Here is a 21158-nt window from a genome sequence, read left to right on the forward strand (position 1 = left end):
TTCCGACGCGTGGCCACGCGCTACGATAAGCTCGCCGATTCCTACGCCGCGTTTATCCAACTACGCGCCATCACCCTCTGGCTAAATTGAGAACACGCCCTAGCCAGATAAACCCTTCTCCCAGAGATTTAATGTCATCCGGCTCCATAGCGGTAAAAAGGTAACGGGCGCAGCTACGACGACTGCGCCCGTTCAATCTATTTAAACTCGGCTTTCGAAACCTACATCGTGTACTTCCGCCCCTTGTTCTGGGCTTTCAGATATACCATCAGCGGCTGGAAATACTCGACCATGGCGCGGGCGGAGAGGTCTTCGCCGGTTTTCTCCTTGAGCACGGCGCGCCAGTCCTTGCTGGCGCCGGGGCGCATGATGTCGGCCAGGAAGGTGCCCACTTCCTTGCTGCCGTAGTAGTTGGTGGCGTGCGGGTCCTGCTTGAGGATTTTCCTGGCAATATGGTCGTGGAGCTGGAACAGGATGACGTAGCTCAGGGCGTAGTCGTAGTACTGGGCGGGGTCGTCGTTGATGTGGGTTTTGGTGGCCGGGTCGAGGTACTGCTCGCCGCGGGCGGTGGGCGGCACGATGCCCTGGTACTGTTTCACCAGCTCCCACCAGCGGGCGTTGAGCTGGTCGGCGGGCAGCTTGTCGGCGTAGAAGCTGTTTTCCCACTCACTCATCACGCCCGAGGAGAAGGGAATGAAGGTCACGTAGTTCAGCGCTTCCTTAAGCAGCGTCTGGGTCTGGTCGGTCTTGGCTTTGGGATCCTGCAAACCCAGGCCCACCAGAAACGGCTTCTGGGTGGCGGCCAGGCCCATCAGGCTGCCCATGGCCTCGTGGTAGGCGCGGTTGGCCCCGGCGCGCAGCAGCACCGGTACCTCGGGGTTGGTGTAGGTGAGGTAGTAGTAGATGTGGCCCAGCTCGTGGTGGGTAGTTTCGTACCACTCGGTGTTGGGCTCCACGCTCATCAGGCTGCGCACGTCCTGGTTGAGGTCCATGTGCCAGGCCGAGGCGTGGTTGTTTTTCTTGTAAGCCGCGCCCTTGGGCAATGGGTACAGGCTGCTTTTCTCGTAGAACACCGGCGGCAGCGCCGGAAAGCCCAGGCTCTGGTAAAACCGCTCGGCCTGCTTCACCTGCCACTCCGCGCCCTTTTTGGCCAGCGTGGCATCGAGGTTTACCCCCTTCACCTCCACCATGGCGCTCCAGTCCTGACCCCAGCGGTTGGGCAGCCAGGAGGCGGGCAGGTAGTCGGGCACCTGTTTCACCTTGTACTTCTTTGCCAGCTCGTAGCGGGCGTAGGTGTGCAGCTCGCGGTATAAGGGGCGCAGCTCGTCGTTGATCTTACGCACCAGCGTCATCATTTCCTCCCGGCTCAGGCCGTAGTCGGAGGCCTGGTAGGTGAAGTAGTCGGGGTAGCCCAGGGCCTGCACGGTCTGGTTGCGCAGGCCGCGCAGGTTCAGCAGCCCGTCCTTGAGCGTGGGGCCGATGGCCTTGCTGGCTTCCCAGATGGCCTGCCGCCGCTGCGGGTTATTCTCCTGGCGCAGCAGCTCGTCCAGGTCGTTGGTCGTGACGGACTTGCCCCGGTACTTATAGTCGAAGCCGTAGAGCTTTTCGGTTTGCTGGGTTTCGGCCTTAATGCGGCGCTTCACCACGTCGGCAATGGTCTGGGGCGAGTTGGCCGCGTTGTAGAGGGCCGCCTGGAGCTGCTTGATCTGAAACGGCTGCAGCTGGTCCTTGTGCTCGAGCAGCTGACGCAGGTTGTTGATGTTGTCGGCGCTGCCGGTGAAGGCCGCCATGGCCTCGTTGGCGCGGGCCGTGGCCACGGCGTTGGTCGAGTCGCCGGCCACGATGCGCGTGTTGGAGCGCCACTCGGCCTCCGACGACTGGGTGTAGAGCCGCTGGTACTCGGTAGAGTAGCCGGCCAGAAACTCATCGGCCTGCCGGCTCCAATCCACGGGTGCGGGCGAGGCTGCCGACTCGGCAGTAGGCGTAGTGGGCGGCAGAGCAGTGCCAATATTGGTTTTGGCGGTTGGGGCACAGGCCCATAGTGCGGTGCCCAGCGTGGCCAGCGCGAGGCCGGAAAGGATGGTCTTCTTCATGGGAGTGAGGGAAGCGCGGGAAGTTCAGCCCCCAAATTACTACTTGCCGCCGAAGTAGGGCCTTCCGACGCCCCCGTTCCGGCTCCGCAGCCCACTTGCGGGGTTCAGAGCCGAATCAGTTGTGCTCTGAACCCCGCAAGCGGCCTGCGGAAGGCAACTGGTTCAGCTCAGAACCGCTCGGGTTGCCTTCCAACCGGGTTGGGTTGTCTTCCCAGCGGGTCAGGTTGTCTTCCGAGCGGGCTTAGGCAGCCTGAGGCAACAAATGACAGTCCTTGTACTTCTTGCCGCTGCCGCAGGGGCAGGGGTCGTTGCGGCCGAACTTGCGCTTCGAGCGGAGCGTCTTGAGCCACTCCCGCGGGTCGACGCTGAAGCGCAGGAAGCGCTTTTCCGGGTTCTGGCGCAGGGCGCGGGTAAGCAGGTCGTAGAGCTCGGGGTGGTTTTGCTGCAGCTTCTCGGGCTTCTCGAAGAAATACTCCGTGACGACGGCGAAGAACTCGGCCTCATTGGTGCCGCCGTAAGAGTTGATGTCGGACTTACCGGCCCGGATGGCTTCGATTTCGCGGGCCATGACCGTGGCCCAGGGCTGAAGCAGCGCGGGCGGCAGCGCCAGCCTGGGCACCCCGTCGATGACGCCGTCGGCCTGGTCGAGCAGGTGGGCAAACTCGTGGATGCCCACGTTCTGCCGGTCCAGGGCATCCTGAAAACCCTGCTCGAGCGAAGCTTTCGACAGGTGCATGTAGTGGGACGTCTGGAAGTTGCGCACCGAGCCCAGCAGCTGTCCCGCCAGCGGGGCCACTTCCTGGTTGGGGCCCTGGACCTCTTTCCAGGCATCGGGCACGATGAGCACCTCGCTCAGGTTGCCGTATTCCCAGTCACGGAAGCCGAAGATGGGAATGATGGCCGAGGCGGCCACCAGCACCCGGGTTACGTCGTCGATGTCGGTTTGCACGCCGGTGATGCGCGTCTGGGCCAGGAATACCTGGACTTCGCGCTCAAAGCGCTTTTTCTCGTTATCGGTCAGCGACAGGTAAAAGGCCACCCGGGTGCTCAGAATCTGCCGCCATTCGTCGGGGAACTCCGCCGCCAGCGCCGCGGCCTTTACGCGGGCGTCGCGGCTGACGTAGCGGTAAAACAGAAAGATGATAACGGCCAACACGGCCAGCCAAAGCAGATAATTCATGGCCCGGTAAACGGCCCTTCGGGATTTAGGTTGACTTACTGCGGGCCCGCGGCGGAGGGCGTCTTCAAATCCGGGTTCGAGCCCAGGCGGTAGCCGAAGCCCAGGCGCAGGGAATAATTCTCGCTGAAAAATACCCCGGCCAGGAAGTTGTCACTGCTGCTGCTGCCCGCGTAGAACTGTCCATCTAGGCTCACCGTAGCCCGATTGCTCCGCCAGCCCAGGCTCAGATTAGGCATCCAGGTGGGCGAGGCAAACTCCAGATCCTGGTACCGGACCAAAACAGCGGGCTGGGTAGCGGGGTCCAGGCGTGGCCTCACGACTTGGTTGAGCTCGTAGCCGGCGCCGACCAGCCAGTGTTGCTCATGGGGCAAGGGCATGAGGAAGCGAAGACCGAGGCGGGCCGTTGCCAGCCAGGCGCGGTAGGTGAAGGGGTGGTATATAAACACGGCCGGATTGCTGCTATTGGTACTGTAGAAGCCGCCCTGACTGCGAAAAGTGCTGACGCTCAGCTCCCCGTATAGGGCCTGGGTGCGGCTGGGCTGCAGCAGCTCGGCATAGAGTCCGCCATACGGCCGCGGCCGACAATCGGTGCACTGGCCGTCTAACGGCCCACTATACACGCTCTCAATCCGGTTGTAGCGCACTCCGGCCAGCAGGCCGCCCTGCAAGGCTACCGTACGCCGGGGCTTACTCTGGGCCAGCAGATTCAGGCTCCCGACCCGCGTGGGCGCGCAACTATTGTTATACGCCTGCACCACCTCTACCAAGCCCGGGGCGGTAAACGGCGCCAGTTCAATAGCCTGGTAAGCGGCCGCACAGTCGCCAAAAAAAATACCCAGTTGCCCTCGGTAGTTATTCCCGTCGGTCACCAAGTTCCGGCCCTGCCGATCTTGAACCAGGTATTTCCGCTCACTCAAATCAAGCACCGGCAGCCCGACGCGGCGCAGCAGGTAGTGCGTGGTACCAAATCTGACCACCCGTAGCAGGGTAGCTGGCCCGTCTACCAAAACGTCGGCCAGCACCGATTCGGTTTGCACGTCGGGGTAAAAGCCCTGGGGCAGCCGGTCGAGGCGGGTTTCGGCGGCGTGGTCAATCGGCAGCGTTTCGTAGCGAAAGTAACGGCCACCGGTAAAGCGTACTGCCTGCAGCTGCCGGGGCTGAAACAGCTCACTGGGGGCCGTGGCAGCGGACCGAAAGCGGATGAAGGCGGGTGGCTCGTTCCAGAAGGCGTTTTCAATTTCACCCCGCAGCGTGTCGCCGTTGGCCCGCACCAGCAGGCCGGGTTCGTAGGCCTGGGCGCGGCCTGAGAGGCTCAAAAAACAGCAGCAGCATACCAGCAGCAGTAAACGAAGGGGCATAGGCAATCGGCAACAACAGAATGGGGGAGCGCTAGAGTCGGGGCAACAGGGCCCGTAGCTTTTCGTGCTGCAACTGCAGCAAGCTAGCATCCATAAACTGATAGATATCGGGAATGCGCAGAATAACAACCGGCGTGTCTTGGAGCCCCGCCCCGAACTTTTCCCGCAGGCGGTCGACGTGGCGGCGCTCCATCACGAAGATGGCCTCGGCCCAGCCCAGGTGCCCGGCCGTGACGCGCACCCGCGCCCCGGACTCGGTACCGGCCGAGCGGGCTTCGTAGTGCGGGTGGTCGTCGAAAAGCCGTTCGGCCGTCAGGCTGCGCCAGCGGTTCTGGCTGCAGATGAACAGCAGCTGGCGGGCGTCAGATAGGACGGAGTCCGGCTTACTCAACCAGCGAAACCCGGATCTTGCGGCCCTTGATTTTGGCCCCCGTTACGCGCTGGGCTACTTCCTGAGCCTGCAGGCGGGGCACGGCCACGTAGCTGTAGTGGTCGAATACTTCGATATGGCCGACGTCGGCGCGCTCCAGGCCACCGTGGGCCACGAACGTACCCACCAGGTCGTGGGCGCTGACCTTGTCCTTGCGGCCGGCCGACACATGCAGGGTGATGCTGGCCGGCTTGGGCGCTTTGGGGGCCGCGGGCGGCAAAGCCGGCGCGTGCAGGGGCTTCCACTGAATGCTCTCGGCAATGGCCCACTTCTGCACGTGGGTCTGCTCGTGGGGCGTGGCCAGGATGTGGGCCGTGCCCACGGCGCCGGCGCGGGCCGTGCGGCCGGCCCGGTGCTGGAAGGCGTCGGCCTTGTCGGGCGCGTCGTACTGGATAACGGTGTCGAGGGCCGTCACGTCGAGGCCGCGGGCGGCCACGTCGGTGGCCACCAGCACCTGGCTGGAGCCGTTGCGCAGCTTCATCAGGGCCTTGTCGCGCTCGGGCTGGGGCATTTTGCCGTGCAGCACTTCGGCCGCTACGCCCCGGCCCTGCAGGAAGCGGGTCAGCTCCACGCACCGGTCGCGGGTGTTGCAGAACACCAGGGCGCGGCCGGTTTCGGGCTGGCTGAGCAGGTGCAGCAGGGCGGCGGGCTTTTTCTCCACCGGGCCTACCTGGCCCAGCAGGGTCAGGTTTTCGGGCAGCTTGCCTTCCTCTTCCGACGAGGCCACGACCCGGGGCCGGACGAGGTTGGCGCGAATCAGGGCCAGCACCTTGTCCGACATGGTAGCCGAGAACAGCAGGGTCTGGCGGCGGCGCGGCAGGCGCTTCACAATCTCCACCAGCTCATCCTGAAAGCCCAGCTCCAGGAGCTTGTCGGCTTCGTCCAGAATCAGCACGGTGAGCTGGTTGGGCACAATGGAGCGCCGCTCGAAGTGGTCGAGCAGGCGGCCGGGCGTGGCCACCACGATGTGGGGCGCCTGGGTGAGCGAGGCGGTTTCCTCCTTGAAGGCGTGGCCGCCGTAGAAGGCCGCCACCCGCAGGCCCGGCAGGTATTTACCGAGTTTCTTGAGCGCGTCGCGTACCTGCAGGGCCAGCTCCCGGGCCGGCACCAGCACGATTACCTGCACGGCGTCGAGCTTCAGGTCCAGGTTCTGCAGGATGGACAGGCCGTAGGCGGCCGTTTTGCCCGAGCCGGTGGGCGCCTGGCCCGCCACGTCCTGGCCGGCGAGGGCCATCGGAATAACCTGTTCCTGGACGGGGGTGGGGGCAGTAAAATTCAGCTCCTCCAGTGCTTGCAGCAAGGAAGGGGCGAGGCCAAGGTCGGCGAAAGAGGGCATGCGAAACGAAAAAGTTGGCTGCAAAGATACGCCGGATTTCGGCGGCAGCCCGGGCGGGATGGAAGTTGCCCCGCCCGTAGCGGCCAGGATTGCCGCCGGGACTGACTGTAGGAAATACCGGCCGACGACGGATGATATCCTGCAAGCTTGTAGAGAACGTCGGCCGTTTACGGATTGTTCTCTACAAATCTGTAGAGAACAGCGCCAAACCGGGCGGCGTTCTCTACTGCGGCCGGTGGGCTACTCCTGCTCCTGCGCCACGTCCACCAGGCGGTAGCGGACGGCGTTCTTCTTGGGGCGGATGTCGATGCCGGCGTAATGGGCGTACACCTTGGTAAAACAGGCGCCGAAGTAAAAAATCATGGCGCAGTAGAACACGAACAGCAGCACGAGCACCAGGCTGGAGGCGTGGCCGTAGATGGGCCCCAGGTTGCGGGGCACCAGCAGGTAGCTGAGCACGAACTCGCCCAGGTGAATGAGCACGGCCGTGAGCAATGACCCGCGCAACACCGCCCGCCACGGCACGTGGGCACTGCTCAGGGTGCGGAAGATTGCCCCGAACCAGGCCGCCAGAATCAGCGTCGACATCACCAGATTCAGGCCCTGCACCAGCACGAAGGTGGCCGAGAAGTCAAAGTCCTGCATGTAGGAGCGCAGGAAGTTGAGCACGGCGTCGGACAGAAAGGCCACCAGCGACAGCAGCCCCGTGGAGAGCAGGATGCCCAGGGAGCGGGCCCGCTCCTTGAGTACTTTCTGGAAGCGGCCGGTGGCCCGGGTCGCGCGGATCTGCCAGAGCTGGTTGAGCGAATTCTGAATCACGACAAACAGCGTGGTGGCAATGAAGAGTAGAAAGCCGAAGCCCAGCCAGGTAATCAGGCGGGTTTCGTCGCGGTTGGCTACGTTGGTCAGAATCTGCTCGACGAGCTCCGTGGCCGAGGAGCCCAGCAGGTCGGAAACCTTGCCCAGCAGCATCTCGCGCACCAGGGAGGTGGAATAAAAAGAGCCCAGGGACTGGATGAGCACAATCAGGATGGGGGGCAGGGCAAACGTGGTGAAGAAGGCCGTGGCTGCGCCCAGGCGCAGCGGGTCGTTGGCCCCAAACTCCCGGGCCGCGCGCCGCAGCAGCAGAAAGAAATCGGTCCAGACTTTGGGGCGGGGCTGGCCCGACTCGCGTACTTTTGTCATCGAAGGCGTTGCTAGCCGCGCCGGCCGGCGGCGAAGAGCTACGAAGGTAGCGCGCCGCCGCCGGAACGCCCCGTTTTCCTTAGCCCGCCGCCCGTGCCCGTACCCGCTCCGCTTAGCCCGCCGCCCCTCCCGCCCCCGCCGACCGCCGGCTGGGTCCGCCGCTACCTGCTCGACCCATTGCGCAACGTGCTCCGGCAGGGCCTCACGCCGCCGCAGCTGGCCCTCACAGTAGCCCTGGGCGTGGCCTGCGGCCTGGTGCCGGTGCTGGGCGTTACCACGCTGCTCATCACCTTCGTGGCGGTGCGGCGGCGGCTCAACGTGGCGGCCATGCTGCTGGTAGGTCACCTGATGAGCCCGCTGCAGCTGCTGCTGCTTATCCCGCTGCTGCGCCTGGGAGCCCGGCTGTGGCAAAACGGGCAGGCCCCGGAGTTGTCGCTGGAAAAGCTGAAGTACCTGATGGTCCACGACTGGCGTAGCGCCCTGCACCTGCTCGGGCACGCCGGCCTGGGCGCGCTGCTGCTCTGGGCCGTGGCCATGGTGCCGCTGGGGCTGGCGCTGAACTACGGCCTGCGCCCGGTGTTTCGGCGCCTGCTGGCCCGGCAGGGAGCGGCTTAGGCAGTAAGGCAGGTCCGAGTAGAAAATAAGAATACCATTGTGCCAAGCCCCCGCATGTAGCATACATTATGTTATTCGACTATTCCCAGACGAAGGCCCGGCTTTTGGTACTTCCCCACTGCCCCAAAAATCCTGTTTGCCCAGGCCCGGGAAGGTGTCTGGTTTCGGGTTTACGAAACTCATCCCTTCTGCCAGTTTCGTAAACGTTGATTCGTAGACGGGTTTCGTAAACNGGTTTATGCACCACCATCTACCACCATTTTGGTTCATAGTTGACTATAATCAAACAGGGCCTCCCAAACCGTCATCAGGACCGTGGTACGTCCTTCTCTATGTTCCAAGCATGTGCGCTGCTGAAGCATCATTGGGTCCAAGCGCGTAAGCCCGTGGCGCTCCACCACCTGCAGAATGGCCTTGCCTTCCTCTGTGTCGAGTTGTTTAGCTGGGGTTTCCACTTCGGCGAAGGACCGATACAGCACATAAAACGGACCCACCAGGGACAGCAGCAAATAATGCTCTTGCTGGCCCCGTACGGCATAGGTAAAAGCGACTTCGTAATTCAGGTCGGTTGAGTCCTCCAAGACAAAATCGCGGGCCAATTCGTCTACGAGGGCTTGATAGGGCCGTCGGTTGTATGCTCGGAGCGAAAACCCGTAATGGGGTTCCGTAGCCGACCCGTAGGCGGCCACAATGGCCTCGTTGACCACTTCCAAGGAATCCGGTTGCCGCGACGAATGGGAGACATGAGCCATAGTGGGTATTCGAAGGGTGCACCCTTGAAGTTTACAAAAACGGTGCTTTAGGCAGCCACCGACTTTCGGACAGCATCCGATAAGGGCCCGTTATCGGTCCTGAAAGTACTGTGGATTATTGGGTGTTGTAAACCGCGGTGGAATAGCTGCTTGGATTTGTAAACGAAACGACCGTCTGAGGAACCCCAGACGGTCGTTTCGGTACCTTCTAAGCTCTAAGCTCTAAGCTCTAAGCTCTAAGCTCTAAGCTCTGCGGTAAATCGGCTCTACGGTGGTGAAGTACTGGTTGAGCGGCTCTTCCGAAGTCGGGTCCAGCACCAGCACGTCAATCAGCTCATGGTCACTGATGTTGCCCTGCACCACGGGCCCGAGCTCCTGCAGAAAGGCGGCGTCGTTGTCGTCGGTGTGGAAGGCCAGCAGCAGGCGCGGCGGGGCGGAGTTGTCCTGCAGCTGCACCTGGGCGATGTACACGGCCCGGATAACGGGCTTGGCAGCGCTGAAAGCGCGCAGGGCGTCCAGCAATTGGGTGGGGTAGTCGGCGGGCTGGCCCAGCAGCACGGGCACCGGCTGGTCGGGCCCGTCCGGGGCGCCGGCAAACAGGCGGCCCGATAGCAGCTCGGCCAGCTCCTCGGCGGGGAGCAGCTTGCCCACGGCCGAGAACGGGTTCAGGGCGCATTCGGCTCCCTGCACCATCTGGAAAAACTCCATGCCCCGAATGCGCAGGTAGGGCACCGAGTCTGTCTCCATGCCGCCTTCGTACATCCTCTCCACGGAGCTGAAAACCGGAATTTTGCCGTCGTTGAGTACCTGCAGCTGAATCTCCATGCCTTCGGTGGGCGTTACTTCGCCGCCCGCTTCTCCTTCCTTGGGCAACATCACCACCACCAGCTCCTCGCCCAGCAGGGCGCGGTAGAAGTCGGTGCGCAGCTCGGGCTGGGTGGCCGCGTGCAGCAGCAGCTCCTCCAGGATATTTACCGGCTCGAACGGCGGCAGCTGGGGCATGGGCGGCAGGGGCGGCACCGGCAGCGACATCGGCTGCTGGGGCTCGGGTACCGGCGAGGTGTAGCTGGAGCCTTTGTAGCGCGGGCCGCCGGGGGCCGGAGCCGGGGAGCCGGCCGGGGCCGGCGTGGGAGCAGCGGGCGCCGGCACGGCGGGTGCGGCGTCTTTTTTGGATTTCAGAAAGTCAAACAGACCCATGACAGATAAGTGGATTGGATACGCAAGCTAACCAGGATTGCGGAAGATTTCAGCCTCCCCGGCCCACAGCGCTGACTTTGTTCGTAGCCGTTTGGTTGCCAAAGAATTGCCGGGAGGCGGTGCTGGGGCGCTTACCGGCTGTCGGGCACCACGCCGCAGCCCTCCAGCTGGGCCGAGACTTCGCTGATGGTGAAGACCTCGCCCTGGTTGCCCCAGGAGGTCTGCACGAAGTTCAGCAGGTTGGTGAGCTGGGAGTCGGTGAGGTGGGAGTCGGCGGCGGGCATCACCTGGTTGAACTCGACGCCGTTGACCACCAGCGGCCCCTGCAGCCCCTTGCGGAGCAGGCAAGCCAGGTTTGCGCGGTTCTTGGTCAGGTAGTCGGCGCGGGCCAGGGGCGGAATCAGGCGCTGCAGGCCCTCGCCCTGGGCGCCGTGGCAGTTGGCGCAGTGCGTGGCGTAGATGCGGGCCCCCTCGTTCTGCCGCTCGGTAAAGCAGCCCGACAAGCTCAGCCCCGCGCCCAGCAGCGTGGCCGCGCCCGCCACGCACGACCGGCGCCGGCTCATCGGGCGGCTTTCTGTTCCTGCTCCACCTCCTGGAGCAGCAGGGGCAGCTCGTCGAGCAGGCGCTGCACTTCCAGCGGGTTCATGCCGTCGTACACGCCCCGGATGCGGCGCTGCGGGTCTACCAGGGCGAAGGCACCGCTGTGGGCGTAGCCGCCGGGTACCTGCTTATCCACCTGGGCGGCCGTCATATAGGCGCGGGCCAGGGCGAAGATCGAGTCGTGGGAAGCGGTGGCGAAGTGCCAGCGCGAAGCATCCTGAATGCCCAGGCGCTGGGCGTAGTCGCGCAGCACCGGGATGGAGTCGTGGGCCGGGTCGATGGTGTGGGACAGCAGGAGCACCCGTGGGTCGCCCTTGAACTGAGTATACACGCGCAGCAGCTCGCTCTGCATCTTGGGACAGATGCTGGGGCAGGTGGCGAAGAAGAAATCGGTGATGTAGACCTTGCCGGCGAAGGTGTCGTTGGTAATTACCTGGCCGTCCTGGTTGGTGAGGCGGAAGGCCGGAATGGTGGCGTACAGCGTGTCGGCGGGGCCGCCGTCGGCCCGGGGCCTGATTTCCCGCTCCCCGATGAAGGGCAGCCGCTCGGCTTCGGCCGTGGCGGTGGTATCGGTAGTGCAGGCGGGCAGCAGCAGGGCGCTGCCCAGCGTCAGCAGGCTCACGCCCAGCGTACGGCGCAGAAAGGAGAAGGTCATTGAGCGGAAGGTTGGGACGAGGGTAGGGCCGGCGGCAGCACCAGGCGGGCCGAGTCCAGGCTGCGGGTCATGAGCTGAGCCACGGAGTCGATGCGGCGCTGCTGGGCGGCAAAATAAGCCAGCCGGCGGGGCACGGTCACCGAGTCGGCGGGGCGGTGGTAGCGGTGCATCCAGTCCATCATGGCCGCATCGGCCGCCAGCAGGGCCCGGCGGTGGCGGCCGGCGGCCACCGAGTCGAGGCCCGGGGCAGCCTGCAGCTGCTGGCGCAGGTCGTAGAGCTCATCCATGCGGCTCATCAGCGAGTCGTGGCTGGCCAGCATGGTTTTTTCGGCCTGGTCCGCCTGCTGGGCGGGCGTGGGCTGGGAGTTGCAGGCGCCCAGGACCAGCAGGGTCAGGCCGGACAGCGCCGCAAAGAAAGAAGGAGTTTTCACGCCGCAAAGGTAGGGTACGAGCGCCGCAGTAGCACGGCTAAAAAGGCCGTGGTGAAAGCCCGCGCGCCCCGGCCGGCGCTACTGAAAGTACTGCCAGCCCCAGCGCAGCAGCTCGTAGCTGGCCCAGCCGACCAGACCGAACACTACCAGCAGGCCCAGCATCACCACGATAAGCAAACCCCGTCCGCTGCCGGTATGTTTGCCCTCGGCGTAATGGCGGCGCAGCAGGTCCACGTTGCGCTCATTGCTTTTATAGGCGAAGTCGAACAGGTTGCCCACCACGGGCACGGCGCCCACCAGGGTGTCGAGCAGGATGTTGAGGCTCATGCGCACCACCACGCTGCCACTGGCCCCGTGGCGCATCATGGTGAGCAGCAGGGCCGCCGACACGGCGAAGGTGGACAGGTCGCCGACGACGGGCAGCAGCCCCAGCAGCGGGTCGAGGCCGAAGCGGAACGAGGTGCCGGGCAGCCGGAACTGGCTGTCCATGAGGCGAGCCACGCGCTCTACCCAGCGCAGGCGCTCATCGGCGTCGAAGGAGGAGGGCAGCGGCAGGGAGGGAGGTACGGAGGCCATGGGAAAGGGGAGTTTAGGTCTTAAACGCAGGTGTCGGGAAAAAGGCGGGGCGGCGCTCCGGCCAATGAAATCCGGGCCTGGCCAATCCTTTTCGGCCGGCCGGCAGTTATAGCAGCTTACGCTTGCCCCGCCTGCGGCCTCACCCTTACTCTTAAGGCTTTCTTATGGAAACCAGAACTCTGGGCCGCTCCGGCCCCCACGTATCGGCCCTGGGCCTCGGCTGCATGGGTATGTCCGACTTCTACGGGCAGCCCGACGACGCCGAAAGCACCCGTACCCTGCACCGCGCCTTCGAGCTGGGCGTCACCTTCTTCGACACGGCCGACATGTACGGGCCCTACAAAAACGAGGAGCTGGTAGGCAAAGCCTTCCATGACCGGCGCGACAAGATCGTGCTGGCTACCAAGTTCGGCATCCTGCGCGACCCCGCCGACCCCACCAGGCGCGGCATCAGCGGCCGGCCCGAGTACGTGCGCCAGGCCTGCGAAGCCAGCCTGCGGCGCCTCGGCACCGACTACATCGACCTCTACTACCAGCACCGCGTGGACCCCGCCACGCCCATCGAGGAAACCGTGGGCGCTATGGCCGAGCTGGTGAAGGAAGGCAAGGTGCGCCACCTGGGGCTGAGCGAAGCAGCCGCCGACACCGTACGCCGGGCCTGCGCGGTGCATCCCATTGCGGCGCTGCAAACGGAATACTCGCTCTGGAGCCGGGAGCCGGAAGACGAGATTCTGCCCACCATCCGCGAGCTGGGCGTGGGCTTCGTGCCCTACAGCCCGCTGGGGCGCGGCTTTCTGACCGGCCAGATCCAGCGCTTCGACGACCTGGCCCCCGACGACTACCGCCGCCACACCCCGCGCTTCCAGGGCGAAAACTTCCAGCGCAACCTCGACCTGGTAGCCCGCATCCGCGACCTGGCCGCCCAGAAGGGCTGCACTGCCGGGCAGCTGGCGTTGGCCTGGGTGCTGGCCCAGGGCCAGGACATCGTGCCGATTCCGGGCACCAAGCGCGTGGCTTACCTCGAAGAAAACCTCGGCGCCCTGGAGCTCAGGCTCAGCGCAGCCGAGCTGCGCCAGATCGATGAGGCCGCCCCCGTGAATGCCGCCGCCGGCCCCCGCTACCCCGCCGCCATGATGAATAGCGTGAATGGGTGAGCAGGTGCAGCGGTAAGCTGACGGGCCGATGCCGTGAGGGGAGCGGGTCGGCGCTGAATATGCCTTGCACCGGTGCAGGGCATATTCAGCGCCCTCCGGAGGGCATCAGCACCGGTGCGGGATACTTCCCAAGCCCTTCGGAGGGCATCAGCACCGGTGCGGGATGCTTCCGAAGGCCTCCGGAGGGCATCAGCACCGGTACAGAGCCTATCCCAAGGCCTTCGGAGGGCATCAGCACTGGTGCGGGATGCTTCCGAAGGCCTCCGGAGGGCATCAGCACCGGTACAGAGCCTATCCCAAGGCCTTCGGAGGGCATCAGCACTGGTGCCGGACCTATCCGAAGGGCTTCGGAGCCACCCTGCACCGGCACCGGAGCTATCCAAAGGGCTTCGGAGCCACCCTGCACCGGCACCGGAGCTATCCAAAGGGCTTCGGAGGCATCCCGCACCGATGGGAAGGCAATCCGACGGGGTGCAGCGGATGATGGCAGAAGCCGGCAGCACGTCAGGCCTGCCAGCTTAGCACTTTGCCCGCTTACCGCTTCATTGGCGGCAGCAGATCAATCAGGCCGTCTTCGCTTACCACGATGGCAATGCAGGCGTAGCGGCTGCTTTCCACGTAGCGCAACGCCGAGTTGTAGCGGGAGCCGCGGGAGGAGTCGCCTTTTTCGGTGGCCAGCCCGTCGAGGATGGCCCCGATGGCGAAGCAGATACCGCTGGGGTCAATGAATACGGCCCCGTCGATGTTGGTGACCAGGCGCAGGACCGAGGGCGTCATGATGCGGGGCGTGACGCGGAAGCACTGCCGGGTGAGGCGCACGGCTTCCTGGGCCGCGCCCTCCGAAATAACCAGGATGGTGCCGTTGGTTTGCTTGGTGGCCTTCTGAGTCAGCTCCCAGAGGTAGGCAATGCCGGCAGCATCGACGACGGGAAAAACGCGGTGAATGGCGCGGGCAAAGTTCTGCTCGTCAACCCGGCCCTGGGGCAGGCGCGGGGTGTTGGTCACCACCTTCATCATCACCTGCTCGCTGTGGCTGAGCTCCCAGCTGTAGTGCTTGGTGAAGTGCACCGTGAACAGGGGCTCGAAGTGCGGGTCGGTGGGCTCTACCAGGTGGCCCAGCCCAAACACGTTGGTGGCATCCGTTATCAGGGAGGTACGGCCCTCGCTGAGCTCCAGCAGCTTGCGGATGGAGCGGTGGTCGCGCAGGGTGATGGGGGTTTCCAGGGTAAGCACGGGCACCACGGCCGGGTGGTGGCGGCGGGCTACCAGCATCGTGCCGATGCCTTCGTCGCCTTCGTGGCGCAGGGCGGCCACGCCGTTGCAGGCGTCGTAGAGGCCGTGGTTGCCGGCGGCGGGCCGCAGCATAAAGCGGCGGCCGGCGGCGCGCAGCACCTCGTTGTAGTCGCGGTCCAGCACCGGCCGCTCGTCGTCGGTGTCGGTTTCGCGCAGGGCCCGGGAGCAGTCCTGCAAAAACTCCTGCACCGCCGCCGACAGCAGCGACACCGACCGGGTGCCGCGCTGGGGCGGCAGGGCGTAGTAGCTGTGGTAGGTTTCGGCCGACAGCTGGAGCACGACCACCACCAGGTAGCCGTTCAGGCTCACGGGCAAAGAGCAGAAGCTGATGCGGTCCTCGTCGTGGTGCAGAATCAGGCCGCTGAGCAGCTGCTCGGTGGCATTGCGCATCAAGTCGTACCAGCGCAGCTTCTCGAACCGGTCGTGGTCGGTGGGGTGCAGGTGGTAGACCACCTCGCGGGGGCCGTCGGGCTCGAGGGCGGCGGCGCGGGATTTCACGTCGGCAAAATCAGCGGGCTCGTAGCGGTGGCTGGCGGGCTCAATGACCACGGCCTGGGGCTCGTCGGTTTCGCGGGCGGAAGCCAGGCCGAGCAGAAAAACCTCGGGCTTCAGGTTACGGTCGAGCAGATTGAAAACGCCATCGGCAAAGAGCTGGGCCGTAACGCGAAACAGGCTTTGGTGTTCCCACATGGGCAATTCGGGGCGGGGCAAACGAACGGGGGAGAAGGGCGTGAACCGGAAGGTACGGGAAAACGCCGGGGAAGGTGGTCGGGGCTGGCGGCAAGATTCTGCCCGCGGGCCCGCAACAACCCGGGTTGTTGCGGGTTATTCGCCCAGAAACCCGCGCCCCGGCTTGCGAATCGGCGGCCCGGAGCGTATCTTCGGAATACCCAGCCGTGCCCCGCCATGTTTATCGACATCATTCTGGCTTTTGCGTGCGCAATGTCGTTCCTGCCCCTCACCACGGGGTATTGCGCCTATAGCTACGGCCGCTCGTTCTGGCTGTGGTTTGTGCTGGGCTGGGTGCTGCCCATCGTGTCGTTCTTCCTGCTGTTTGCCTTGCTCTACCGCAAGGAAATGAACGGCGGCGAGCAGGCCCTGGCCGAAGCCAAAGAAATCCTGGCCGCCGCCGAAGCCCGCAGCGTCCGGATTCGGGAAGAGTAGGCTGGCCAGTAGGGCTGAGCCCCGGCCGGGGCCGGGGTTTAGGCCGGCCGTTAAAGTCGTTTATCTGAGCCTTTGGGGCCTAGGGCTGGTGCGTCCGCAGCCACTGCTGCACGCCCCGCGCGGCCCAGGCGCCGGTGCTGAAGCAGCCCTGCAGCAGATAGCCGCCGGTGGGCGCTTCCCAGTCCAGCATCTCCCCCGCCACGAAGGTGCCCGGCCGGCGCCGCAGCATCAGGTGCTCGTCGAGCTCATCCCAGGCCACGCCCCCCGCCGTCGAAATGGCCTCTTCCAGGGGGCGTAGCCCGGTTACCGGAACCGGCAGGTGCTGCAGCAGGTGGGCCAGGACTGCGGGTTCGGCCGTGGCCGCCGTCGGTGCCAGCTCGCGCAGCAGCGTAGCAACGGGATGGCCCAGGCGCAGGGTCTGCTCCAGAAACGCCGCCAGCGACTTGCCCCCGCGCGGCTTTTGGAGCCGATGGAGCAGCTGCTCGGGCGTCAGGTCGGGTTTGAGGTTAAGGTGGAGCAGCGCCGGTGGGCCGGCCGCCAAGGCGGCGCGCAACGCCGGCGTGAGGGCGTAGGCCGGCGTGCCTTCCAGCCCGTACTCGGTCAGCATGACTTCGCCGCGCACGATCTGGCTGCCGCTGCCGAGCGCAATATTTTTGAGCGGGGCCCGCCCGACCTTCGTCCGGAAGAACGTGGACCAGGCCACTTCGGCCCCGCAGTTGGCCGGGGCAAACGGTGCGTGCGCCACGCCCAGCGCGGCGAAGGCCGTGACCCAGTGGCCGTCCGAGCCGGTCTTGGCCCAGCTGGCTCCGCCCAGCGCCAGCACGACGGCGGCCGGCCGCACCTCCAGCTCCTGCCCCGCGCTTTCGTGGTGCAGCCGCAGGCCCCCGGCCGTGAAGCCCAGCCAGCGGTGGCGGACGTTGATTTCGACGCCCAGCGTGTGCAGCCGGTCGAGCCAGGCGCGCAGCAGCTGGGCGGGCTTGTACTCTGCAGTGGGGAAAACGCGGCCACTGGTGCCCACGAAGGTTTCCAGGCCCAGGCTGGCCACCCACTGGCGCAGGTCGGCGGGTGAAAAGTGGGTGAGAAACTGCGCAAAGCTGGCCTGGCGGGCTCCGTAGCGGGTTTCAAAAGCGGAAGTTGGCTCGGCGTTGGTCAGGTTGAAGCCCCCGTGCCCGGCCACCAGAAACTTCCGGCCCACGGTGCCCTGGGCCTCGTACACCCGCACCCGGTAGCCGGCTTCGGCCAGGTGCTGGGCCGCCAGCAGCCCGGCCGGGCCGCCCCCGATAACGGCAATGTCGGCGGCCGGAGACGGATGCTTTTCCTGATCAGGAGCGGTGGTGGCGGTAGGCAAAACGGGGGAAGTAGAATGACAAGGCAAAGTTGGCCCGCCGCCGTCGAAAGGCAAGGGAAAATCCCTGGTTGGCGCCTGGGAGCCGGCAAGCCGGGGCTTACTCGGTTTCTTTCAGCAGCTGCCGGCGGTAGTTGCTCAGAATGGAGGACTTGCGGATAAAGCCCAGGTAGCGGCCGTTGGTGGCCACGGGCAGCGCGTACACGTTGAGCTGCTCCATACAGCGCAGCGTGTCGAGGGTGGTATCGTCGGGGTTGACCACGGCGGGCGGCATCGTCATCAGGTCGCGCACGCGGGTGGTGGTGTAGTGCTCGTCGTCGAAAAGGGCATCCCGCACGGTATCGAGGGTGATCAGGCCCACGAGCTGGCCCACGTCGTCGACCACCGGAAACAGGTTGCGGTTGGCGTGGCGGAAGATGGTGACCAGCTCGCCCAGGGTACTTTCGGGGTGCACCGGCTCGTAGTCGGTCTGCACCAGCGAGAGAATATCGAGCTGGGCCAGCAGCCCCCGGTCGCGGTCGGCGTGCATGTATACGCCCCGGGTGACGAGCTTGCGGGTATACACGGAGTAGGGCTCGAAATAGCGCGTTATCAGGTAAGAGCTGGACGACACCACCATCAGCGGCACAAACAGCGCGTAGCCCCCGGTGATTTCGGCAATGAGGAAGATGGCCGTGAGCGGGGCATGGATGACGCCGGCCAGCGTGCCGGCCATGCCCAGCACAATAAAATGCACCTCCGACACGGGGTATACCCCACTCAGGTTGATGATGCGGGCCGCAATGAAGCCCATCAGCGCGCCGGCAAACAGCGAGGAGCCGAACATGCCGCCGTTGCCGCCCGAGCCCACGGTAATGCAGGTGGCAAACACCTTGAGCAGCATGCTGGCCGCCGCCACCAGCAGCAGCGTCCACACGTTCTCGTCGCGGTACACCGAGAAGATCGAGTTGTCGACGAGGTGCTCGGGCTGCCCGCTGAGCAGCAGCTGCACGATGTTGTAGCCCTCGCCGTACAGGGGCGGGAAGATGAACACCATGATGCCCAGCCCGAAGCCGCCCAGCACCACCTTGCGGAACGTGCCGGTCCAGCGCTCAAAAAACTTGTCGGCCCAGAAGTAGATCCGGATCATGTACACCGACAGCAGGGCCGTGAGCAGCCCCAGCAGCACGTAAAACGGAATGCCCTGCACCGGCCAGCTGCTGGTAATGAGCACGAACGGCTGCCCCGCGTACAGGGCCTTGGACACCACCGTGGCCGTAGCCGAGGAAATCAGCAGGGGAATGAAAAACGGCGCCGACAGCTCCGACAGAATCACTTCCACGGCAAACAGCACGCCGGCAATGGGGCTGTTGAAGATGGCGGCCACGCCCGCTGCCGCGCCGCAGCCCACCAGCAGGCGCCGCTCGCGCTGCCCCACCCGCAGAATGCGGCCCAGGTTGGAGCCCAGGGCCGAGCCCGTCACCGAAATCGGGGCTTCCAGACCGGCCGAGCCGCCGAAAGAAACCGTCAGGAAGGAGGTGACCAGCTGCGAGTACAGCTTGCTGCGCGGCACGATGCTGCTCTGGCGGGCAATGTTGTAGATGATGGGCCCGATGCCCCGGCTCAGGGTGCCGCCCAGAAAGTAGCGGGTGAAGATGACCGTGAGGGCAATGCCGATGATGGGGTAGAGAAACAGCGCAAACACCCGGTACTGCTCCGGCACCCAGGCGTAGAGCAGCGTCTGCACCCCGTGGACCGAGGTTTTGATGGCCACCGCCGCCAGCCCCGCCAGCCCGCCGACCAGTACGCTCACCAGAATCAGGTAAACCCGGTCGTTGACGTGGCGCAGGCGCCATAGCAGCAGAGGACTCAGCAGCCGATGAAGGTAATTTTTGGGCATTGATAAGAGGGTAACGCCGGCCCGGCCTCACTGTACCGTGGCCCGACCCCTTTACCTCAACGCATGATACTCAAAAAGGGGTATTAACCGGCTGCCGAACCGCAAAAATAGGGCTATTAAACCGCTACGGGCACGTCGTGGTAGCCTGCCCGCGTCTCAGCTCCTGAATCATGCACAAGGGACAAGCTGGCTGGAAAATGCGGGGCCTCACGGCCGGTTCAGCCAGCGTCCGAAAATGAGGCCGCCCAGCGCATAGGCCAGCACGTCGAGCGGGTCGGCCGTGGCCGTGGCTTTCAGGGGCGGCAGCAGCAGCTCAAACCAGACGGCTGTCACCAGCCAGCTGCTGATAATCCAGGAAGCCGGCAGCACAAACCCGGGGCGGCGGAAGTACCACCGCCGCAGCAGCACCAGGGCCAGCGTGAGCTGCAGGGGCAGGCAGGCCACGTCGGCCAGGTAGGCGTTCAGCGCGGAGGGCAGCGGCAGCGGGCCCCACTGGCGGCTGTAGCCCACCAGCGCATACAGCGCCGCAAAAGCCAGAAACAGCGGATGGCGGAACTCGCGGGCCAGCATCGCCTCAGCCGGCCAGGATCGTGACAAACCAGAGCAGAAAGGCCATAATAGCCGCAAAAGCCAGCTGCCCGCCGCGCACCAGGTATTTAAGAAAGCGTACCCCGGCCCCGTCGGTGGGCTTTATCTCGATGAGCATAAACGAGGACACCGGCTGGCGGGCAAGGGCCTCCTGCTCCTGGGCGCGGCGCTGGGCCTGGGGGTCGAGTAGCTGCTGGCAATGCGCGCACCGGTCATCCGGCTGTTGCTGCCACGCCGACCACTGGCTGCAATGAGGACATTTTTTGGAAGCAAACGGGGTGCGCATGCCGCAAAAGTACGCCCTGAAAATTTGGGGCAGCCCCCACGTCTATCACCTGAAAAGGGGAATGGACGCTACTGCTATTGCGGGCTGCCAAAGCGCCAAACCAGCGGCGGCGCGTAATTCGTGCTGCTTAATTAGTGGGCTCTGATAATTAACGGGAGAAAATTCCCCGGTTTAATCGGGCAGACAACTTGATTAAATATTGGTCGTAAGAAAATTCATAGTTTCTTTGTTCCGAAAATAACCCACACTCTTCAACACTAACACCATGGCAACAGCAGATTTGAACAAATTACAGCAGCTCCTGAAAAGCGCAGAAGACAACCAGTTGGTCCTGGGCCAGGTGCGCAAGAGCATGGAAAAGGTGCGCACGGCGCTCGATGAGCTGAGCAGCCTGCTCGACCCGGCCTACAAGCCTGAGCGTAAGGAGCGCAAGCCCCGCGCTGCCGGCACCAGCGCCACCGGCGCCCGTCGGGGCCGCCCGAAGAAAGACCAGTCGGCCGCGTAGGCAGGCAAAGTGCCCAATACGTAAAAGTCCCCGCCAAGTACTTGGCGGGGATTTTTTTGCGGGTGAGTTTTTTAGCCGGAGGCAGTTAGAAAAGAGACGGTTAATGCGGTACTCGTCCTAATCAAAATATATAATATCCTGTGCGTCGCGAAATGGCAACCAGGGCTGGTCGTCGCTGATTCAATTGGCGGTGCCGGATAAATTCACCCTACAACTCCATAATATCTTCGTTCCACAGCGTGGGCTCGGCTTCGATAAATTCCTCCATCATCTGCACGCACTCGTCCAGGTCCAGGTCAATAACTTCGACGCCGTGGCTTTCCATAAATTCGCGGGCGCCGTCGAAAGTGCGGGACTCGCCCACGATGACCTTCGGAATTTTGAATTGCACGATGGTGCCCGCGCACATAAAGCAGGGCATGAGGGTGCTGTAAGAGGGTGTTTGGGAATTGGACTTGAAGTAAACAGAAACGAGTCAGTAAGTTGCGGCGGGAGTTCCTAGGCTTCCGGACACATTATGGTTGACAGCTCTCAAC

The 21158-nt window shown here is 64.4% G+C and carries 22 protein-coding genes; 4 read left to right on the top strand and 18 right to left on the bottom strand.

Annotated elements, in window-relative coordinates:
• Positions 1 to 221: 221 nt before the first annotated feature.
• The 6 genes from ABD842_RS08545 to ABD842_RS08570 all read right to left on the bottom strand — a co-directional run bounded on the left by ABD842_RS08545 (position 222) and on the right by ABD842_RS08570 (position 7582).
• Positions 222 to 2093 (bottom strand): M2 family metallopeptidase, encoded by a 1872-nt coding sequence (locus ABD842_RS08545; protein WP_345112575.1) that lies wholly within the window; start codon positions 2091 to 2093, stop codon positions 222 to 224.
• Positions 2094 to 2334: 241 nt separating this feature from the next.
• Complete coding sequence (locus ABD842_RS08550) at positions 2335 to 3273, bottom strand: zinc-dependent peptidase (RefSeq protein WP_345112577.1); 939 nt, start codon at positions 3271 to 3273, stop codon at positions 2335 to 2337.
• Positions 3274 to 3308: 35 nt separating this feature from the next.
• Complete coding sequence (locus tag ABD842_RS08555) at positions 3309 to 4631, bottom strand: hypothetical protein (RefSeq protein ID WP_345112579.1); 1323 nt, start codon at positions 4629 to 4631, stop codon at positions 3309 to 3311.
• Between the two features lie 31 nt (positions 4632 to 4662).
• The gene (locus ABD842_RS08560) at positions 4663 to 5022 is read right to left on the bottom strand and encodes a low molecular weight protein tyrosine phosphatase family protein (protein ID WP_345112581.1); all 360 of its coding nucleotides are present in this window, start codon (positions 5020 to 5022) and stop codon (positions 4663 to 4665) included.
• A complete protein-coding gene (locus ABD842_RS08565) occupies positions 5015 to 6397 on the bottom strand; it encodes a DEAD/DEAH box helicase (RefSeq protein WP_345112583.1) in 1383 nt (460 codons plus the stop codon). The genes ABD842_RS08560 and ABD842_RS08565 overlap by 8 nt, the downstream gene beginning before the upstream one ends.
• Before the next feature lie 240 nt (positions 6398 to 6637).
• Complete coding sequence (locus ABD842_RS08570) at positions 6638 to 7582, bottom strand: YihY/virulence factor BrkB family protein (protein ID WP_345112585.1); 945 nt, start codon at positions 7580 to 7582, stop codon at positions 6638 to 6640.
• 93 nt (positions 7583 to 7675) lie between these two features.
• On the opposite strand from ABD842_RS08570, the gene ABD842_RS08575 reads away from it, so the two are divergent.
• A complete protein-coding gene (locus ABD842_RS08575; protein WP_345112586.1) occupies positions 7676 to 8197 on the top strand; it encodes a DUF2062 domain-containing protein in 522 nt (173 codons plus the stop codon).
• Positions 8198 to 8463: 266 nt separating this feature from the next.
• Here the strand turns inward: ABD842_RS08575 and ABD842_RS08580 are convergent, their stop codons facing one another.
• From ABD842_RS08580 to ABD842_RS08605, 6 genes are all read right to left on the bottom strand, one after another.
• The gene (locus tag ABD842_RS08580) at positions 8464 to 8910 is read right to left on the bottom strand and encodes a hypothetical protein (protein WP_345112588.1); all 447 of its coding nucleotides are present in this window, start codon (positions 8908 to 8910) and stop codon (positions 8464 to 8466) included.
• Positions 8911 to 9192: 282 nt separating this feature from the next.
• Positions 9193 to 10146, bottom strand: coding sequence for an enhanced serine sensitivity protein SseB C-terminal domain-containing protein (locus ABD842_RS08585; protein ID WP_345112590.1), 954 nt, complete (start codon positions 10144 to 10146; stop codon positions 9193 to 9195).
• A 131-nt stretch (positions 10147 to 10277) separates the two neighbouring features.
• On the bottom strand, positions 10278 to 10709 hold the full coding sequence (locus ABD842_RS08590) for a c-type cytochrome (protein ID WP_345112592.1): 432 nt from the start codon (positions 10707 to 10709) through the stop codon (positions 10278 to 10280).
• Positions 10706 to 11401, bottom strand: a complete 696-nt coding sequence (locus ABD842_RS08595; protein ID WP_345112594.1) for an SCO family protein — start codon at positions 11399 to 11401, stop codon at positions 10706 to 10708. Before ABD842_RS08595 ends, ABD842_RS08590 begins: the two co-directional genes overlap by 4 nt.
• Complete coding sequence (locus ABD842_RS08600; protein WP_345112596.1) at positions 11398 to 11832, bottom strand: hypothetical protein; 435 nt, start codon at positions 11830 to 11832, stop codon at positions 11398 to 11400. The genes ABD842_RS08595 and ABD842_RS08600 overlap by 4 nt, the downstream gene beginning before the upstream one ends.
• Positions 11833 to 11910: 78 nt before the next feature.
• Positions 11911 to 12408 (bottom strand): DUF4112 domain-containing protein, encoded by a 498-nt coding sequence (locus ABD842_RS08605; protein WP_345112598.1) that lies wholly within the window; start codon positions 12406 to 12408, stop codon positions 11911 to 11913.
• Between the two features lie 164 nt (positions 12409 to 12572).
• Here ABD842_RS08605 and ABD842_RS08610 point away from each other — a divergent pair, with 164 nt between their 5' ends.
• Positions 12573 to 13562 carry an aldo/keto reductase gene (locus tag ABD842_RS08610; RefSeq protein ID WP_345112600.1) on the top strand — a complete coding sequence of 330 codons (990 nt, stop codon included), beginning with the start codon at positions 12573 to 12575 and terminating at the stop codon, positions 13560 to 13562.
• Positions 13563 to 14096: 534 nt separating this feature from the next.
• On the opposite strand, the gene ABD842_RS08615 is transcribed toward ABD842_RS08610, so the two are convergent.
• Positions 14097 to 15545, bottom strand: coding sequence for a diadenylate cyclase (locus ABD842_RS08615; protein ID WP_345112602.1), 1449 nt, complete (start codon positions 15543 to 15545; stop codon positions 14097 to 14099).
• Positions 15546 to 15761: 216 nt separating this feature from the next.
• Here ABD842_RS08615 and ABD842_RS08620 point away from each other — a divergent pair, with 216 nt between their 5' ends.
• Positions 15762 to 16019: a hypothetical protein gene (locus ABD842_RS08620; protein WP_345112603.1), complete on the top strand. Its 258-nt coding sequence runs from the start codon at positions 15762 to 15764 to the stop codon at positions 16017 to 16019.
• Between the two features lie 79 nt (positions 16020 to 16098).
• Here the strand turns inward: ABD842_RS08620 and ABD842_RS08625 are convergent, their stop codons facing one another.
• The 4 genes from ABD842_RS08625 to ABD842_RS08640 all read right to left on the bottom strand — a co-directional run bounded on the left by ABD842_RS08625 (position 16099) and on the right by ABD842_RS08640 (position 20117).
• Positions 16099 to 17367, bottom strand: a complete 1269-nt coding sequence (locus ABD842_RS08625) for a BaiN/RdsA family NAD(P)/FAD-dependent oxidoreductase (protein WP_345112605.1) — start codon at positions 17365 to 17367, stop codon at positions 16099 to 16101.
• Between the two features lie 97 nt (positions 17368 to 17464).
• Positions 17465 to 19243 (bottom strand): chloride channel protein, encoded by a 1779-nt coding sequence (locus ABD842_RS08630; RefSeq protein WP_345112606.1) that lies wholly within the window; start codon positions 19241 to 19243, stop codon positions 17465 to 17467.
• A 207-nt stretch (positions 19244 to 19450) separates the two neighbouring features.
• The gene (locus ABD842_RS08635) at positions 19451 to 19840 is read right to left on the bottom strand and encodes a hypothetical protein (RefSeq protein ID WP_345112608.1); all 390 of its coding nucleotides are present in this window, start codon (positions 19838 to 19840) and stop codon (positions 19451 to 19453) included.
• Positions 19818 to 20117, bottom strand: a complete 300-nt coding sequence (locus tag ABD842_RS08640; RefSeq protein WP_345112610.1) for a hypothetical protein — start codon at positions 20115 to 20117, stop codon at positions 19818 to 19820. The genes ABD842_RS08635 and ABD842_RS08640 overlap by 23 nt, the downstream gene beginning before the upstream one ends.
• A gap of 280 nt (positions 20118 to 20397) precedes the next feature.
• Here ABD842_RS08640 and ABD842_RS08645 point away from each other — a divergent pair, with 280 nt between their 5' ends.
• Positions 20398 to 20622, top strand: coding sequence for a hypothetical protein (locus ABD842_RS08645; protein WP_345112612.1), 225 nt, complete (start codon positions 20398 to 20400; stop codon positions 20620 to 20622).
• A gap of 208 nt (positions 20623 to 20830) precedes the next feature.
• Here the strand turns inward: ABD842_RS08645 and ABD842_RS08650 are convergent, their stop codons facing one another.
• A complete protein-coding gene (locus tag ABD842_RS08650) occupies positions 20831 to 21043 on the bottom strand; it encodes a tRNA-specific adenosine deaminase (RefSeq protein WP_345112613.1) in 213 nt (70 codons plus the stop codon).
• Positions 21044 to 21158: the final 115 nt, after the last annotated feature.

This window comes from Hymenobacter algoricola (genome assembly GCF_039539525.1).
In the GTDB taxonomy this organism is placed as follows: Bacteria; Bacteroidota; Bacteroidia; order Cytophagales; family Hymenobacteraceae; genus Hymenobacter; species Hymenobacter algoricola.

Bases quoted from the DNA above. Each gene is read 5' to 3' on its own strand.
- ABD842_RS08610 (WP_345112600.1), top strand. From the start codon at position 12,573: ATGGAAACCAGAACTCTGGGCCGCTCCGGCCCCCACGTATCGGCCCTG.
- ABD842_RS08630 (WP_345112606.1), bottom strand. From the start codon at position 19,243: ATGCCCAAAAATTACCTTCATCGGCTGCTGAGTCCTCTGCTGCTATGG.
- ABD842_RS08605 (WP_345112598.1), bottom strand. From the start codon at position 12,408: ATGGCCTCCGTACCTCCCTCCCTGCCGCTGCCCTCCTCCTTCGACGCC.
- ABD842_RS08555 (WP_345112579.1), bottom strand. From the start codon at position 4,631: ATGCCCCTTCGTTTACTGCTGCTGGTATGCTGCTGCTGTTTTTTGAGC.
- ABD842_RS08545 (WP_345112575.1), bottom strand. From the start codon at position 2,093: ATGAAGAAGACCATCCTTTCCGGCCTCGCGCTGGCCACGCTGGGCACC.
- ABD842_RS08590 (WP_345112592.1), bottom strand. From the start codon at position 10,709: ATGAGCCGGCGCCGGTCGTGCGTGGCGGGCGCGGCCACGCTGCTGGGC.
- ABD842_RS08550 (WP_345112577.1), bottom strand. From the start codon at position 3,273: ATGAATTATCTGCTTTGGCTGGCCGTGTTGGCCGTTATCATCTTTCTG.
- ABD842_RS08565 (WP_345112583.1), bottom strand. From the start codon at position 6,397: ATGCCCTCTTTCGCCGACCTTGGCCTCGCCCCTTCCTTGCTGCAAGCA.
- ABD842_RS08615 (WP_345112602.1), bottom strand. From the start codon at position 15,545: ATGTGGGAACACCAAAGCCTGTTTCGCGTTACGGCCCAGCTCTTTGCC.
- ABD842_RS08620 (WP_345112603.1), top strand. From the start codon at position 15,762: ATGTTTATCGACATCATTCTGGCTTTTGCGTGCGCAATGTCGTTCCTG.
- ABD842_RS08595 (WP_345112594.1), bottom strand. From the start codon at position 11,401: ATGACCTTCTCCTTTCTGCGCCGTACGCTGGGCGTGAGCCTGCTGACG.
- ABD842_RS08585 (WP_345112590.1), bottom strand. From the start codon at position 10,146: ATGGGTCTGTTTGACTTTCTGAAATCCAAAAAAGACGCCGCACCCGCC.
- ABD842_RS08570 (WP_345112585.1), bottom strand. From the start codon at position 7,582: ATGACAAAAGTACGCGAGTCGGGCCAGCCCCGCCCCAAAGTCTGGACC.
- ABD842_RS08650 (WP_345112613.1), bottom strand. From the start codon at position 21,043: ATGCCCTGCTTTATGTGCGCGGGCACCATCGTGCAATTCAAAATTCCG.
- ABD842_RS08640 (WP_345112610.1), bottom strand. From the start codon at position 20,117: ATGCGCACCCCGTTTGCTTCCAAAAAATGTCCTCATTGCAGCCAGTGG.